Genomic DNA, 15,607 nt, shown 5'->3' with positions numbered 1-15,607 from the left:
AGCGTGGTGATGCGTCTTCATCGTCAAATCCAACAGCTGAATGATGAAATCAAGGACATCGAGTCCGACCTGAAACAGCAGTTGAAAGAAGACGATGCCGGAAATCGTTTGCAGAGTATTCCTGGCATCGGCCCAATCACCGCCAGTGCGGTATTGGCGGATGTGGGCGATGCGTCGAACTATCGAAGTGGACGCGATTTTGCCGCTTCGCTGGGGCTGGTGCCGAGGCAGTATTCGACGGGTGGGAAGACGGTGCTTCTGGGGATCAGCAAGCGTGGCGACAAGCACATCCGCCAATTGCTGGTACAGGGCGCGCGATCCGTTATTCAGCATATCGATAAGCGAGAGGACGCCTTGGGGCCTTGGGTTCGAGAGCTACTGACGCGTCGCCACTCCAATGTCGTCGCGTGTGCGCTAGCAAACAAACTGGCGCGAATCGTGTGGGCGGTACTGGCCAAAGGCGGCCAGTACGACCCACATCCGAACGCTTGAATGCACAGCGTTACCACCGGCTTTTGCGACGTCACTGACTGATGACAGTAAACGGCAAACGGCCCGACTGAGAACCTGGCAATAAAATCAGCTTTAGAAGCTGAGGGTTTTTTCAGGACAGTCGGGAGCGGCTACTCATCGAGGGCCGAGCGTTGTTGCAGCAACGCTCACAACGAGCCCGGATACATTAGCGCAAGCCAGCTTTACCGAAAACAGCCATGAGGTTGCAGGAGAAGGGCTGACCATACATTTTATTGGGTGCGGCAAAAGTTGAAACCAGCACCTACCTGCAGGCATGGACCTGTGGCGAGGGATTGGGGTCTAGGCTTTCACATCCGCCTGACGGCTCAGCACCATCGCTTCCAGCGCCTGCCACAACGTCGGCGCCTTCTCCCCCAGCAACAGGTGCCAAACGCCTCCTTCCAAGGCACTGACCCCCTGGCATCCCAGCGTCCGCAGCTGGCTTTCCGACAATTGCCTGCCATCGGCCAGGCGCACCCGCAACCGGCTCATCGCCACGCAGTCGAGTTGCAACACGTTGCCCTCGCCACCCAGCGCATCCATCCATTGCCGGGCTTCGGCGGCGGGCACGACGGGCGTGGCCGCCGTCTCGTTCGCAGTGGCCGCGCCAGTGCTGGCATGGCGGTCGGAGGCAGGCAGTGCCAGGCGGATTTCATCGGCGATGCTGTCGGCCATTGGCCCTACCACCACCTGCAGACTCCCGCCATTGCCAGGACGCACCACGGCCATGGCGCCCAGGGCCTTGAGTTGCGCATCGCTGGCTTTGTTGCGGTCCACCATGTCCAGTCGCAGCCGGGTGGTGCACGCGCCCACGGTGATCAGGTTGTCGGCGCCACCCAGTGCCTGGATATAGGCCCCGGCCCGCTGGTGCTGGGCAACGACCGGCTTGTCCATTGCCGGCACATCTTCCCGGCCCGGGGTCTTGAGGTCGAAGCGGCGGATGCAGAAGTCGAACACCGTGTAATAGATCACCGCATAGACCAGCCCCACCGGCACCACCAGCCAGCCGTTGCTCGACTTGCCCCAGCCCAGCACCATGTCGATGAAACCGCCGGAAAACGTGAAGCCCAGGCGGATGTTCAGCCAGTCGGTGATCGCCATGGACAGCCCGGTGAGCAGGGCGTGCAGCAGGAACAACAGGGGGGCCAGGAACATGAAGGCGAATTCCACCGGCTCGGTCACCCCGGTAAGGAACGACGTCAGCGCCATGGACAACAGGATCCCGCCCATGACCTTGCGTCGCTGGGGCAGGGCGTTGCGATACATGGCCAGGCACGCGGCGGGCAGGCCGAACAGCATCACCGGAAACATGCCGGTCATGAACTGGCCGCCATTAGGGTCGCCGGCGAAGTAGCGGGTCAGGTCGCCGGTGACCACCGCGCCGGTCTGCGGGTCGGTGAAGCTGCCGAAGATGAACCAGGCCATGTTGTTGAGGATGTGGTGCAGCCCGGTGACGATCAGCAGGCGGTTGAAGACGCCGAACACGAATGCGCCGAAACTGCCGCTCTCCATCAGCAGGGCGCCGAAGCCGTTGATCCCGGCCTGGATGGGCGGCCAGATCAATCCGAACACCACCCCCAGGCCGACGGCGCTGAACCCGGTGACAATCGGCACGAAGCGCCGGCCGCCGAAGAATGCCAGGTACTCGGGCAGTTTGATGTCCTTGAAGCGGTTGTACAGCGCGCCGGCCAGCAAGCCGCTGATGATCCCGGCCAGCATGCCCATGTTGATACTGGCGTCGAGCACCTTCAGGGTCGCGATCATCACCAGATAGCCGATGGCCCCCGCCAGGCCTGCCGTGCCGTTGTTGTCTCGGGCGAAACCCACCGCGATGCCGATGGCGAAGATCATCGGCAGGTTGGCGAAAATCGCCTGGCCTGCATCGTGGATGATGGCGATGTTCAAGAGATCCGTGTCACCCAGGCGCAGCAACAGGCCGGCGATGGGCAGGATCGCGATGGGCAGCATCAGGGCCCGGCCGAGGCGTTGCAGCCCTTCGATGAAATGCTGGTACATGGCGTCTCTCCTTGTTGTTCTTCGAGGGGGCTCAGCCCAGGGGCCAGTGTTGGAGGCAGGCACGGCGCACGGCCTGGGCACTGCCGAGGTTCAGCAGTTCGGTGCTCAGGCAGGCGCATTGCGTGGCGTCGAGGTGACGCACACGCTCCTTGATTTCACCGATCTGCGGCGGGCTTACCGACAGTTCGCGCACACCCAGCCCGATCAGTACGGGTGTCGCCAGCGGATCGGAGGCCAGGGCGCCGCAGACCCCGACCCAGCGCCCGTGCTTCGCCGCGCCTGCGCAGGTCTGGGCGATCAGCCGCAGCAGCGCCGGATGCAGGGCGTCGACCCGGGCGGCGAGGCCTGCGTGGTCGCGGTCCATGGCCAGGGTGTATTGCGAGAGATCGTTGGTGCCGATGGACAGGAAATCCGCGTGTTCGGCCAACTGTTCGGCCAGTAACGCGGCGGCCGGCACTTCGATCATCACACCCAGTTGCGGTCGCTCCTCCAGGCCCAGCTCGGCGCCCAGGGCATCGAGACGCTGGCGGATGTGCAGCAGCTCGTCGACTTCGGTGACCATGGGCAACAGGATCCGGCAACGCTCCAGCGGACGGGTTTGCAGCAAGGCCCGCAACTGCAAGTCCAGCAGTTGCGGGCGCACCTGGGCAAGGCGAATGCCCCGCAGGCCGAGCACCGGGTTGGCTTCGAACGGCAGTGGCAGGTAGTCCAGCTGTTTGTCGCCGCCCACGTCGATGGTGCGGATGATCACTGGCTTGTCGCCCATGGCCTGGAGCACGGCTTGATAGGCCTGGCGTTGTTCCTCTTCGTCGGGCGCGGTGTGGCGGTCGACGAAAAGGAACTCGGTGCGCAACAGGCCCACGCCGTCGGCACCATTGGCCAAGGCCAGGGCTGCTTCGGCGCTGGAGGCCACGTTGGCGGCCACCTCGACGTGCATTCCATCGATGGTCTGCGCCGGCAGGTGGGCCAGGGCCTGTTGCTCGCCGCGACGGGTGGCTTGCCGGGCTTGTGCCTGCTGCACCTGGGCCAGGCGTTCGGCGCTCGGCGTCAGCTCGAGACGACCGTTGTCGGCGTCCAGCACCACGGCCTGGCCCTGTTCCTGAGTCAACAGGGCATCGCCCAAGGCCACCAGGCACGGCAGGCCTTTGCCTCGGGCGAGGATCGCGACATGGGAGGTCGCCCCGCCTTCGACCATGCACACGCCGGCCACGCCCTGGGCGCTGAGCGCCAGCAGATCCGACGGGGTCAGCTCCTGCGCGGCGACGATGGCGCCGGCCGCCGCTTCCAGTTGCCAGGCCTCGCCCAGCAACGCCCGCAGGACGCGCTGGCGCAGGTCGCGCAAGTCATTGGCGCGTTCGGCCAGCAAGGTACTGCCCAATTGTTGCAGGACCTGGCATTGCACGTCGATGGACTGGCTCCAGGCATGGGGCGCGGCGCTGCCCTGGTCGATGGCCTGATAGGCGGCGTCCAGCAGCACGGGGTCTTCCAGCAGCGCCAGATGGGCTCCGAAAATGGCCTCTTCGTCACGATTGCGCCGGGCCCGGGCCTGTTGCAGGGTGTGCTGGATTTCGTCGCTGACATGCTTGAGCGCGGCCTCCAGGTGCCGACGCTGCGCCTGGACATCATGCCCACCCAGGTCCGGCGGCAACTCGATCGCCCCCAGCTGGACCAATGGCCCGGCCACCAGCCCCGGGGCGGCGCAGACACCGTGCAGCACGCCGTCCTCGGCGGGGCGCACCTGTGGTCGTACTACCGGCGCCGCTGCATGGTCGTCCTCGGCCAGGGCGGTGGACAAGGTCAGCAGCAAAGCCTGTAGCGCCGCTTCGGCATCGCTGCCCCGGCAACTGACCCGGACTTGCGCCTGTTCGGTGACGGCGAGGCCCATCAGCCCCATGACACTGTCGCAGGACGCCGACTTACCGCCGAAATGCAGGTGCGAGCGGCTCTTGAAGCCTTGGGCCGTCTGGCGGATGAGTGCCGCGGGCCGCGCATGCAGGCCGCCGCGGTGGGCAATACGAACTTCGCCATAGACTTGCAGCGCGGTGCCAGGGTCATCGGCCTCTGCTTCGCGGGGCGCCTTGGCGACGATATTCAACAGCGGTTCGCCCACCTTGACGCCCTTGAGCGTGATAGGCCGTGCCTGGAAACGGTCGCCATTGGTGACCACCATCAGGCTGACCAGGCTCTTGCAGCGTTGCGCCACCTTGTCCAGGTCATAGCGCAAAAGCGGCTGGCCGTGGCTGACCCGTGCCCCTTCCTTGACCAGCATGGAGAAGCCGTCGCCTTGCAGCTCCACCGTATCCAGTCCCAGGTGCAGCAGCAATTCGACACCGTTATCGGCTCGCAGGGTCACGGCGTGGCCGCTGCGGGCGACATGGATCACCTCGCCGTCACAGGGCGCGTGCAGGGTATCGTTCAGCGGGTCGATGGCGATTCCGTCGCCCATGGCGCCGCTGGCAAATACCGCGTCCGGGACGTTGGCGAGGGTGAGCACCGGGCCGCTGAGGGGGGCGCTGAGGATCAGCTCGTTATTGTTGTTGGGCATGGGGTGCTCTCGTCAGACGCTTGTCAGCCTGGTTATTGAAGGAAAGCCGTCGTATCAGTGGGTTCGGGTGACCTTGCTCAGGTGCCGTGGATGGTCCGGATCCAGGCCCCGGGCCGCCGCCAGGTTCGCGGCCATCGTGTAGAAGCTCTGGATCGCCAGGATCGGGTCCAGGGCCGGGTGTTCGGCACGGGTCAGCGTGAGGTCGCGTTCGACGATGTCATCGGGTGCCGCCAGCACGACCCGGGCACCGCGCTGGCGCATGTCCGCGGCCAGGCTCAACACGCCGGCCTGCTCGGCGCCACGGGGCGCGAACACCAGCAACGGGTAGTTTTCATCGATCAAGGCCATCGGCCCATGGCGGACCTCGGCACTGCTGAAGGCCTCGGCCTGGATCGCCGAGGTTTCCTTGAACTTGAGCGCCGCTTCCTGGGCGATGGCGAACCCGGCGCCCCGGCCGATGACCATCAATCGCTGACAGTCGCGCAACGTTTCGACAGCGCGGTGCCAATCCTGCCGGGCAGCCTCGCGCAAGCCTTCGGGCAGGGCGCTACCGGCTTCCAGCAACTCGGCGTCGCCCTTGCAGTGCGCCACCAGCCGCGCACTGGCGCTGAGGGTGGCGATGAAACTCTTGGTGGCGGCGACGCTGCTTTCGACGCCGGCGCACAGCGGCACGCTGAATTCGCAGGCCGCTTCCAGGGGCGAATCGACGGCGTTGACCAAGGCCACGCTCAGGGCCCCGCGCTTGCGTAGCAGACGCAGGCTGTTCACCAGGTCGGGGCTCTGTCCCGACTGGGAAAAGCCGAACGCCACCTGTCCGCTGACCTTGAGCGGGGCCTGCTGCATGGTCACCACCGACATCGGCAACGAGGCCACCGGCAAGCCCAGTTGCTGCATGGTCAGGTAGGCGAAGTAGCTGGCGGCATGATCGGAGCTGCCGCGAGCGACGGTCATCGCTACCTGCGGCGGTTGGCGGCGCAGGCGCCCGGCGATTTCCACCAGCGTAGGGTCCAGCTGCTGCAACTGGCGCTCGACGGCCTGGGACGAGGCCAGGGCCTCTTCAAGCATTTTTGAAGTCAATGGCTTCTCCTTCGACCGTCACGTCGGTCAGGGTCAGGTAACGGTCCAGGCGTACGCAGTCGGCCCAGGCACCGGGTTGCAGGCGGCCGCGCTCGGGCAGGCCGAGATAGTCGGCGGGGAACTGCGACAGGCGCTGGGAGGCTTCGGCGAGGGGCAAGCCGATTTTCACCAGGTTGCGCAGGGCCTGGTCCATGGTCAGGGTGCTGCCGGCCAGTGTGCCGTCGGCCAGGCGTACACCGCCCAGGCACTTGGTCACGGTATGGCTGCCCAGCCTGTATTCGCCGTCGGGCATGCCGGCGGCGGCGGTGGAATCGGTGACGCAATACAGGCAGGGAATCGAACGCAGGGCCACGCGCATGGCGCCGGGGTGCACGTGGAGCAAGTCGGGGATCAGCTCGGCATAACGGGCGTGGGCCAGGGCCGCGCCGACGATGCCTGGCTCGCGGTGATGCAGCGGGCTCATGGCGTTGTACAAGTGGGTAAAGCTGGTGGCCCCGGCGGCCAGCGCCGCGACACCTTCTTCATAACTGCCCAGGGTATGACCGATCTGCATGCGCACGCCCCGGGCGCTGAGGGCGCGGATCAAGGCGTCGTGACCGGCAATTTCCGGGGCGATGGTGATCACCCGGATCGGTGCCAGGGCCAGGTAACGCTCCACCTCGGCCAGCAACGCGGTGTGCGCGAAATTCGGTTGGGCGCCCAGTTTTCCGGGATTGATGTAAGGGCCCTCCAAGTGCACGCCCAGGACCCGGGCGCTGCTACTCGGGCGTTGTTCACAGAATTCGCCGAGGGCCTGGAGCACGCTGGCGATCTCTTCGCTGGGCGCGGTCATGGTGGTGGCCAGCAGCGCGGTGGTGCCGAAACGCACATGGGTGCGGGCGATGGTTTCGAACGCCGAGGCGCCTTGCATGATGTCCTTGCCGCCTCCGCCATGGACGTGCAGGTCGATGAAACCGGGCAGCAGGTAGGGCAGGTCGTTGCTGGCCGGATCGCAAGGCTGGCCTTCGATGGACACGACCTTGCCGTGCTCATGGAGCAGGCGGCCACGAACCCAGCCGTCGGGGGTGAGGATGTTGTCTTCGGACATGAAAATTCTCTGCTCGTCTAGCGCCGCAGCTCGGCGACAAAGTCGTAGTAGTCGTTGCGGCAATAGGTGTCGGTGACTTCGATGGGGGTGTTGTCTTCCAGGTAACCGACCCGGGTCATCAGCAACATGGCGGTGCCGGGGGCGATGCCCACCAGGGCGGCGAATTCGTCCGAGGCGTTGATGGCCTGGATGTGTTGCAGGGCGCGCACCACGGGTTTGCCGATGCCGTCGAGGAATTCATAGAGCGAGTCGCCCACTGCCTGGGGCTTGGGGATGATGCTGGCGGGTAGGGTGCTCATCTCGATGGCCATGACCGTGTCATCGGCCTTGCGCAGGCGCTTGAGCCGCGCGACCTTGTCGGTCGGCGACAGGCCCAGGCGGATCAGTTCTTCGTGGGTCGGCGGCGTGATTTCCCGTTCCAGCCATTGGGAGCCGGGCACGAAGCCTTTGAGTCGCAGCATCTCGCTGAAGCCACTCAAGCGTGACAGCGGCTGCTCCAGGCGCGGGGTGATGAAGGTGCCCGAACCCTGGTTACGGCGGATCAGGCCTTGTTCGAACAACACTTCCAGGGCCTTGCGGGCGGTGACCCGGGAAATGCCCAGTTGTTCGCTCAAGCTGCGCTCGGACGGCATCGCCTGCTCGGCTTTCCATTGGCCGGCATGAATCGCCGTCTCCAGGTTACGCGCCAGCTGCAGGTACAGCGGCGTGGGTTGGGTGTCGTCAGGGCGCAGGGCCAGGATGTCGTTCATATCGATGTCCGATACGTTGTTGAATTGTTGTCGCTCGGTAATTGGGGTGGAAGCTAATACCACTTGAATACCATGTCAACGCCGCTTTCCCAGGGTTTACCGGTGTATTTCGATGGTTTTTGAGGGGTGGGATTGAAGTGGTATTAGAGGCTGGGAATTCAACAGCAAAGATCGCCGCCTGCGACAACCCCTACGGTGTGAATTGGTATTCATCTGTAGGCAATTTCTGAAGGTGGGATTTTTTTATTTTATTTTTCGATGTTGACGGGCGGTCACCCGAGACTGGGACTAACGGGCCATTGCGGCGAGGGAGCTTGCTCCCGCTGGGGTGCGAAGCGGCCCTAAAACCTGACAGCGCGGTGTGTCAGGTAAATTTGAGTTGGCTACCTTGGGGCTGCTGCGCAGCCCAGCGGGGATAAATCCCCTCGCCACAGAAACTGCGATCTGTCAGACGCACCGAAGTTTCCGACATGTTTTTAGGGTTGTCCCTCGGAAGTGGGGGCTCTAGCCTTGGGTGTCGCTGCCAATTCAGCGACCGGGTTTGACCGTCCGAAAAATCACAGGGCAACAAGCCCGGACGATTTGAGATCGTCACCGTCCCCTGTGGTGAGGGAGCTTGTTTCCGTTGGCGCGCGCAGCGGCCCCACGCTTTTCTGGCCTGACTACCAATAGTCGAAAACCAACTGCGAACTGTCATCTCTGACAGTAGCCAAAGTGTTAGTAACGCTGCTGAATTGGGTCTCCCTATGTCACTTAACGAGGAGAACCATCATGACCACAGAGAAATTGCCCCCTATAGCAATTGTGTGGGTTGGAGTACGGACTCAGGTGCCTTACATTCCAGACGGTGGAACAACAACGGCTAAAAAGATATTTGTGCAGGGCTATGCTCCCATAGACAGTCAAGTTTTGCTGTTCGATGGGGAGGGTCCCAAAGAGTTTGCAAGAACCTACACTGATATCCATGGGATCTGGAAGTTTGAGGACTTAGAAACGTCCATCAAGGAATACAAGCTCAAAGCCCGCGCTAATGGTGAGAGTTCGCGCTCATGGACTTTTAAAGTTGTTGCTCCTGGTGATTCTTAGGAGCTCTAACCATAAGCTCAGCCTTGTCTTTCCACCCTTCAAGGACGAATCTCGATCATCGTCCCATCCGGCACCAGGTTCCAGACTTCGCGCATGTCCACATTGCGCATGGCAATGCAGCCATCGGTCCAGTCCAGGGTGTGGAACAGCTGTTCAGGGTTTTCCTCCGAATCAGGCGTGCCGTGGATCATGATCATGCCTCCCGGTTCCACTCCTTCGCGGCGGGCGCGGGCGGCGTCGCTGATGTTGGGGTAGGAAATGTGCATGGACAGGTAGAAGCGTTCGCTGGTCTTGCGCCAGTCGATCCAATAGAAACCCTCGGGGGTGCGTTTGTCGCCTTCGATCAGCTTGGGGCCTTTCTTGGCGCCCTTGCCCAGGGAGATGCGATAGGTCTTGAGCGGCTTGCCGTCGTTGATCAATTGCAATTGATGGGCGGACTTGAGCACCAGCACTTTTTCGATGACCTTGCCGTTATAGGTTCCCACCGCGGAGGCCTGGGACACAGCGGTGAACGACAGGCAGAACAGGACAAGCAACCAGCGCATTGAAACGATATCCCTTGAGGTGTCGCAGCTATTTGGATGTTATGTGTTGGCAGGCTGGGCCAGCGGCGGGATCGATTCGGATCGCACCGGATAGTCCTCGGCTTGCCGGTCAGCATAGAAGTATTCCAGGGTACGGCCTACTGTGCGGAAGGCCAGTTCATCCCAGGGAATATCCGCTTCTTCGAACAGTTTCACTTCCAGGCTCTCGGGCCCTGCGGCGAAATCCTGGTCCACCAGTTCGGCGCGGAAGAATACATGTACCTGGCTGATATGCGGTACGTCAATCAGCGTATAGATGCTCAGATTTCGTACCCGGGCGCAGGCCTCCTCGGCGGTTTCGCGCACGGCGGCCTGTTCGACCGTCTCGCCGTTCTCCATGAAGCCCGCCGGCAGTGTCCAGTAACCGCGCCGCGGCTCGATGGCGCGCCGGCACAGCAGCACCTTGCTGCCCCAGGTCGGTACGCAACCGGCCACGATGTTGGGGTTCTGGTAATGAATGGTGTGGCAAGTGTCGCAAACGAAACGCAGGCGCGAGTCGCCTTCGGGTATGCGCTGGGTCACCGGATTACCGCACTGGCTGCAGAATTTCATGCTTGGATTCCTGGATGCTGCGCCTATCTTGGCGTGCGTGGGCCGGTGCGGCAAGTTGTCGTTTCGCGACACGACGCGGTGCAGGGCTTGGGCCGCCTGGATGATTGGTGCATGATGCAAGGTAGCGAATAAATCGAGAAGTCTCATGCTGGACGAGCTACTGCATCGAGTAAGCAACCACACCCCGCGCGAACTGGAGGTCGACCGACGTTTTCCTGAAGCCGCGGTGCTGGTGCCGATCACTCGCAGTGATGAACCTGAACTGCTTTTGACCTTGCGCGCCAGCGGCCTGTCGACCCATGGCGGCGAAGTGGCGTTCCCCGGCGGGCGCCGCGACCCGGAAGATCCCGACCTGATCTTCACCGCCCTGCGCGAGGCTGAAGAGGAAATCGGCCTGCCCCCCGGCCTGGTGGAAGTGATCGGCCCCCTCAGCCCGCTGATTTCGTTGCACGGCATCAAGGTGACGCCTTATGTGGGGGTGATCCCCGATTATGTCGAGTACCAGGCCAACGATGCCGAGATCGCCGCGGTGTTCAGCGTGCCCCTGGAGTTTTTCCGCAAGGACCCCCGCGAGCACACTCACCGCATCGATTATCAGGGTTGCAGTTGGTACGTTCCCAGCTATCGTTTTGGCGAATATAAAATCTGGGGCCTGACGGCGATCATGATCGTCGAGCTGGTGAACCTGTTGTTCGATGCGGGCATAGACCTGCACAAACCGCCCAGAAGCTTCCTCAATAACTAAAAGAACGGCCTGCGAGGAGATTCATGAAATATCGCCTGGGCGATGCCCGCGTCGAAATCCACCCACAGAGCTGGGTTGCGCCCAATGCCACGCTGGTGGGCAAGGTCCGCCTCGAAGAAGGCGCCAGTGTCTGGTTCAATGCGGTACTGCGTGGAGACAATGAACTGATCCTGGTGGGCAAGGACAGTAACGTGCAGGACGGCACGGTGATGCACACCGACATGGGGTTCCCGCTGACCATCGGCACCGGCGTGACCATCGGTCATAACGCCATGCTGCACGGCTGCACGGTGGGGGACTACAGCCTCATTGGCATCAATGCGGTGATCCTCAATGGCGCGAAGATCGGCAGGAACTGCATCATCGGCGCCAACGCGCTGATCGGTGAAAACAAGGAGATTCCCGACGGTTCGCTGGTGATGGGCTCACCCGGCAAGGTCGTCAGGGAATTGACCGAAGCCCAGAAGAAAATGCTGGAAGCCAGCGCCGCGCATTACGTCCACAACGCGCAGCGTTACGCCCGTGACCTGAAGGAGCAGGAACAATGAACACCCCCGAACGCCCGGTGCCGTCACCCTGTGTGAACATCTGCTCGTTGGACGACCATGACATCTGCACCGGTTGCCAGCGCACGGTGTCGGAAATCACTCGCTGGAGAAAAATGGACAACGATGAACGGCGTCATGTCCTGGCGCTGTGTCATGAGCGGGCCAAGGCCAATGGACTGGTGTGGGCGTTGCCGACCAGCTCCTGACCCGATCCGAAGACATATCCGAAGTAGGGCGGGCCCGTTACCTGGAAGGTCGGCCTGCCCACCGGTCCAGCCCCACCACACCCAGCGCGATGCCGACGAATCCTGCCAAGATCCCTCCGGCATTGAGGAACACTTGTGGATAGCCCAGGTTCGACACGTCGATGAAAGGGTAGGGGTACGCCGCCAGCAGGTCGCCCCTTAGCAGGACATAGGCGAAATACACCAGGGGATAGGCTATCCACAGCCCGATGTGCCTGAGGCGCAAGGTGCCCTTGGGAACGCAAAGCCACCAATAGGCGACGTACAGCAGCGGCATCACGTCGTGCAGCAGTTCGTCGGCCACGAACTGCCAGCCTTCGGGTTGCCACAGATGGCGTAGCAGCAGGTTGTAGGCCAGGCTGACTAGGGCGATGCTCACGGCGATACCGCTGCTTACGCTGGGTAGCAGGAACCAGCGCCGCACCGCTGATTCGCGCGGGGTCACTTCCCAGGTCAGTACCACCGCCACCAGGGTGTTGGTCAGTACCGTGAAGAAGCTGAAGAAATTCACCAGGCCGCCCAGCAGGCTCGCGCCGAGGCTCCAGCGACCGAGCAGGATCAGGTAGAGCTGGATGCTCAACCCCAGCCAACCGAGCAATGCCGCCAGCGACACCAGGCGTCGGCGCAAGGCGTTATCGATGTCCACGGCTCAGACGGGCCGCTTGGTGCGCATCAGCTTGATGTACAAGCGCTCGACTTTCTCGCGTGCCCAAGGGGTCTTGCGCAGGAAGGTCAGGCTCGACTTGATGCTCGGGTCGCTCTTGAAGCAGCGAATGTCAATGCGTTCGGCCAATCCCGACCATTCGTAGTGCTGAACCAGCGCATTGAGGATCTGCTCCAGCGTCACGCCGTGCAGCGGGTTGTTGTTGGGTTCGGTCATGGGAGGCCTTTTACCGTGAAGATGTAAAGCCGCGCACCTTAGCCGAGGTGCCCCTCGAGGGGGAAGCATAGATGCGTCTTGAGTGGGGCACACTGTTACCGGAATCGAAAGGATCCATGTCAATAAAAGATCTTTCTCTATTGGTAACAGGACATTATCCTTGCGCCGCCTGCTGAAACGCTTCTTCTGGCGTGCCAGAGCCATTGCCTTCAGCTCACTTCTGTATCCGGACCCAAGAACGCTTGCACTATGTTCAATGTTCAGACTTTGAAAGACAGCGCTGTCTCAATCTGCGTGACGAGCCGATTTCTGTGGGAGCGACCAGGCTCGCGATAGCGATTGCACACCCAGCATTGAAGTCGGCTGACACGCAGCCATCGCCAGAAAGCTCGCTCCCACAGGGGCCGCGTCAACCGAATTTGCCTTTTTCAACTGAACCATGCCCCTTCAAGATCGTCATCTAAAGTGACAACTTGCGCGGGACTCTTTAAAACCTCACGGAGAATCACACTATGAGCACTGAGGGTGCTTTGAGTCGAAGCCGTCTGCTACCGAGCCTGCTCGGCATTCTGCTTCTATTGATGGGCCTGGCCCTGTTGGCCGGCGGTGTCAAGCTGAGCATGCTGGGCGGCTCGCTGTATTACCTGCTGGCCGGTATCGGCCTGGCCCTGACGGGTGTGCTGTTGATCATGGCTCGTCGTGCGGCCCTGGGCCTTTACGCATTGGTGTTGTTCGCCAGCACCGTCTGGGCCTTGTGGGAAGTGGGCCTGGACTGGTGGCAACTGGTGCCGCGCCTGGCGATGCTGTTTGCCTTGGGCATCGTCCTGTTGCTGCCGTGGTTCCGCCGTCCATTGCTGAGCGCCGAGGCATCGAACATGGGCACCCGCGCCCTGGGTGCCGCCGTGGTCATCGCCGGTGTCGCGGCACTCGCCAGCCAGTTTACCAACCCGGGCGAGATCAAGGGCCAGCTGGACCGCGATGCGGTGCCGGGCATGACCAACACCGCACCGGCGATGCCGGACGGCGACTGGAACTCCTATGGCCGCAGCGCCCATGGCGACCGTTATTCGCCGCTGGCACAGATCACCCCGCAAAACGTCAGCAAACTGGTACCGGCCTGGACCTATCGCACGGGCGACCTGCCAGGGCCGAACGATCCGGGCGAGACCACCGCCGAAAACACCCCGCTGAAAGCCAACGGCATGCTCTATGTCTGCACGCCTCACAGCCAGGTGATCGCGCTGGAGCCGGAGACCGGCAAGGAGATCTGGCGTTTCGATCCGAAGCTTTCCACCCAGAAGGCGGAGAATTTCAAGGGCTGGGCCCACATGACCTGCCGTGGCGTGACCTATCACGATGACGCAGTCTACGCTTCTGCCGAACAGAGCCCCACCGGCACTGCCAGCACCACGCCGGCGAGCACGGTCTGCCCACGGCGGATCTTCCTGCCGACCGCCGATACCCGCCTGATCGCCCTGAACGCCGACACCGGCAAGATGTGCGAAGACTTCGGCGACAAGGGCCAGGTCGACCTGACCGCCAACATCGGCAGCTTCACGGCTGGCGGCTACTATTCCACTTCGCCACCGGCGGTCACCCAGAACCTGGTGGTGATCGGTGGCCACGTGACCGACAACGTCTCCATCGACGAGCCTAGCGGTGTGATCCGCGCCTACGACGTGCACACCGGCAAGCTGGTGTGGAACTGGGACAGCGGCAAGCCGGACGACACCACGCCGATCGCCGAAGGCCAGGTCTACACCCGCAACTCGCCGAACATGTGGTCCATGTTCAGCGTCGATGAAAAGCTCGGCATGCTGTACCTGCCGATGGGCAACCAGACCCCCGATCAGTTCGGTGGCCTGCGTACCCCTGAATCGGAAAAATATGCCGCAGGCCTGACCGCGCTGGACATCGCCACCGGCAAGGTCCGCTGGTACTTCCAGTTCACCCACCACGACCTGTGGGACATGGACGTGGGCGGCCAACCGACCTTGATGGACCTCAAGACTGCCGACGGCGTGAAGCCGGCCGTACTGGCTTCGACCAAGCAGGGCAGCATCTATGTGCTGGACCGCAGCAACGGCCAGCCGATCGTGCCGATCAAGGAGATCCCGGTCCCCCAAGGCGCGGTGGAAGGTGACTACACCTCGCCGACCCAACCGATGTCCGACCTGAACTTCGTGCCGCCGGTCCTCAAGGAAAGCGACATGTGGGGCGTGACCCCCTTCGACCAGATGCTCTGCCGCATCGACTTCAAGTCGCTGCGCTATGAGGGCATGTTCACGCCGCCATCGCTGCAGGGCTCCATCGTCTACCCGGGCAATTTCGGCGTATTCGACTGGGGCGGTATCTCGGTGGATCCGGTGCGCCAGATCGCGTTCGTCAACCCCAGCTACATGGCGTTCAAGTCCAAGCTGGTACCGGCGGCGGAAGTGGCCGGCGGTCCGGGTCGCAAGAGCGAAACCGAAGGCGTGCAGCCGAACAAGGGGGCGCCCTACGGCGTGATCCTCGAAGCGCTGCTCTCGCCGATGGGCCTGCCGTGCCAGGCGCCGGCCTGGGGGTATGTGGCGGCGGTCGACCTGACCAACAACAAGACCCTGTGGAAACACAAGAACGGCACCGTGCGCGACAGCTCGCCGGTACCGATTCCGCTGAGCATGGGCGTACCGAGTCTGGGCGGCACTTTCACCACCGCCAGTGGCCTGGCGTTCCTCAGTGGTACCCTCGACCAGTACCTGCGTGCCTACGACGTGAAGAACGGCAAGCAACTGTGGGAAGGCCGCCTGCCGGCCGGCGCCCAGACCACGCCGATGACCTATACCGGCAAGGACGGCAAGCAGTATGTGCTGGTCGTCGCCGGCGGCCACGGTTCCCTGGGGACCAAGCAGGGTGACTATGTGATTGCCTACAAACTGCCGGACTAAGCGGCACCGGCGTTCATGAAAAAGGCGACACCTTTGCGGGTGTCGCCTTTTTT

15 protein-coding genes are annotated in these 15,607 nt (G+C 62.7%); 6 read left to right on the top strand and 9 right to left on the bottom strand.

What is annotated here, in order from left to right; translation table 11 throughout:
- Window positions 1-492, top strand: a 492-nt coding sequence (locus tag BT179_RS18475; RefSeq protein ID WP_143148717.1) for an IS110 family RNA-guided transposase, incomplete at its 5' end; no start/stop codon positions are given.
- A gap of 321 nt (window positions 493-813) precedes the next feature.
- Here BT179_RS18475 and nagE read toward each other — a convergent pair.
- From nagE to BT179_RS18450, 5 genes are read right to left on the bottom strand one after another with little or no spacing between them, the layout of a single operon-like run.
- Window positions 814-2,529, bottom strand: coding sequence for an N-acetylglucosamine-specific PTS transporter subunit IIBC (gene nagE / locus BT179_RS18470; protein ID WP_072432102.1), 1,716 nt, complete (start codon window positions 2,527-2,529; stop codon window positions 814-816).
- Window positions 2,530-2,560: 31 nt separating this feature from the next.
- Window positions 2,561-5,074 (bottom strand): phosphoenolpyruvate--protein phosphotransferase, encoded by a 2,514-nt coding sequence (gene ptsP / locus BT179_RS18465; RefSeq protein ID WP_072432103.1) that lies wholly within the window; start codon window positions 5,072-5,074, stop codon window positions 2,561-2,563.
- A gap of 54 nt (window positions 5,075-5,128) precedes the next feature.
- A complete protein-coding gene (locus BT179_RS18460) occupies window positions 5,129-6,151 on the bottom strand; it encodes an SIS domain-containing protein (protein ID WP_123397838.1) in 1,023 nt (340 codons plus the stop codon).
- A complete protein-coding gene (nagA, locus tag BT179_RS18455) occupies window positions 6,132-7,238 on the bottom strand; it encodes an N-acetylglucosamine-6-phosphate deacetylase (RefSeq protein ID WP_072395394.1) in 1,107 nt (368 codons plus the stop codon). Before nagA ends, BT179_RS18460 begins: the two co-directional genes overlap by 20 nt.
- Window positions 7,239-7,255: 17 nt before the next feature.
- The gene (locus tag BT179_RS18450; protein WP_072395392.1) at window positions 7,256-7,987 is read right to left on the bottom strand and encodes a GntR family transcriptional regulator; all 732 of its coding nucleotides are present in this window, start codon (window positions 7,985-7,987) and stop codon (window positions 7,256-7,258) included.
- Window positions 7,988-8,758: 771 nt separating this feature from the next.
- On the opposite strand from BT179_RS18450, the gene BT179_RS18445 reads away from it, so the two are divergent.
- Entirely contained in the window at window positions 8,759-9,073 is a 315-nt protein-coding gene (locus tag BT179_RS18445) for a hypothetical protein (RefSeq protein ID WP_072432105.1), read from the top strand.
- A 38-nt stretch (window positions 9,074-9,111) separates the two neighbouring features.
- On the opposite strand, the gene BT179_RS18440 is transcribed toward BT179_RS18445, so the two are convergent.
- Both BT179_RS18440 and BT179_RS18435 read right to left on the bottom strand, forming a co-directional pair.
- Window positions 9,112-9,618 (bottom strand): L,D-transpeptidase family protein, encoded by a 507-nt coding sequence (locus BT179_RS18440; protein WP_072395390.1) that lies wholly within the window; start codon window positions 9,616-9,618, stop codon window positions 9,112-9,114.
- Between the two features lie 39 nt (window positions 9,619-9,657).
- The gene (locus BT179_RS18435) at window positions 9,658-10,209 is read right to left on the bottom strand and encodes an NUDIX hydrolase (RefSeq protein ID WP_072395388.1); all 552 of its coding nucleotides are present in this window, start codon (window positions 10,207-10,209) and stop codon (window positions 9,658-9,660) included.
- Between the two features lie 145 nt (window positions 10,210-10,354).
- Here BT179_RS18435 and BT179_RS18430 point away from each other — a divergent pair, with 145 nt between their 5' ends.
- Genes BT179_RS18430 through BT179_RS18420 form a run of 3 tightly spaced genes read left to right on the top strand, consistent with a single transcriptional unit; the run spans window position 10,355 to window position 11,708 of the window.
- Entirely contained in the window at window positions 10,355-10,954 is a 600-nt protein-coding gene (locus BT179_RS18430) for a CoA pyrophosphatase (RefSeq protein WP_072395367.1), read from the top strand.
- Between the two features lie 23 nt (window positions 10,955-10,977).
- The gene (locus tag BT179_RS18425; RefSeq protein WP_072395365.1) at window positions 10,978-11,502 is read left to right on the top strand and encodes a gamma carbonic anhydrase family protein; all 525 of its coding nucleotides are present in this window, start codon (window positions 10,978-10,980) and stop codon (window positions 11,500-11,502) included.
- A complete protein-coding gene (locus BT179_RS18420; protein ID WP_072395363.1) occupies window positions 11,499-11,708 on the top strand; it encodes a DUF1289 domain-containing protein in 210 nt (69 codons plus the stop codon). The genes BT179_RS18425 and BT179_RS18420 overlap by 4 nt, the downstream gene beginning before the upstream one ends.
- A gap of 37 nt (window positions 11,709-11,745) precedes the next feature.
- Here the strand turns inward: BT179_RS18420 and BT179_RS18415 are convergent, their stop codons facing one another.
- Window positions 11,746-12,387: a Pr6Pr family membrane protein gene (locus tag BT179_RS18415; protein ID WP_103894298.1), complete on the bottom strand. Its 642-nt coding sequence runs from the start codon at window positions 12,385-12,387 to the stop codon at window positions 11,746-11,748.
- 9 nt (window positions 12,388-12,396) lie between these two features.
- Window positions 12,397-12,627, bottom strand: coding sequence for a VF530 family protein (locus BT179_RS18410; protein WP_003205228.1), 231 nt, complete (start codon window positions 12,625-12,627; stop codon window positions 12,397-12,399).
- A gap of 512 nt (window positions 12,628-13,139) precedes the next feature.
- Between BT179_RS18410 and BT179_RS18405 the strand changes: the two genes are divergently transcribed.
- Complete coding sequence (locus BT179_RS18405) at window positions 13,140-15,554, top strand: glucose/quinate/shikimate family membrane-bound PQQ-dependent dehydrogenase (RefSeq protein WP_072432106.1); 2,415 nt, start codon at window positions 13,140-13,142, stop codon at window positions 15,552-15,554.
- The last annotated feature ends 53 nt before the right edge of the window (window positions 15,555-15,607 follow it).

Origin of the sequence: Pseudomonas sp. NFACC43, assembly GCF_900119645.1 — a bacterium.
Classification (GTDB): Bacteria; Pseudomonadota; Gammaproteobacteria; order Pseudomonadales; family Pseudomonadaceae; genus Aquipseudomonas.
This window is presented reverse-complemented; position numbering and strand designations above follow the sequence as displayed.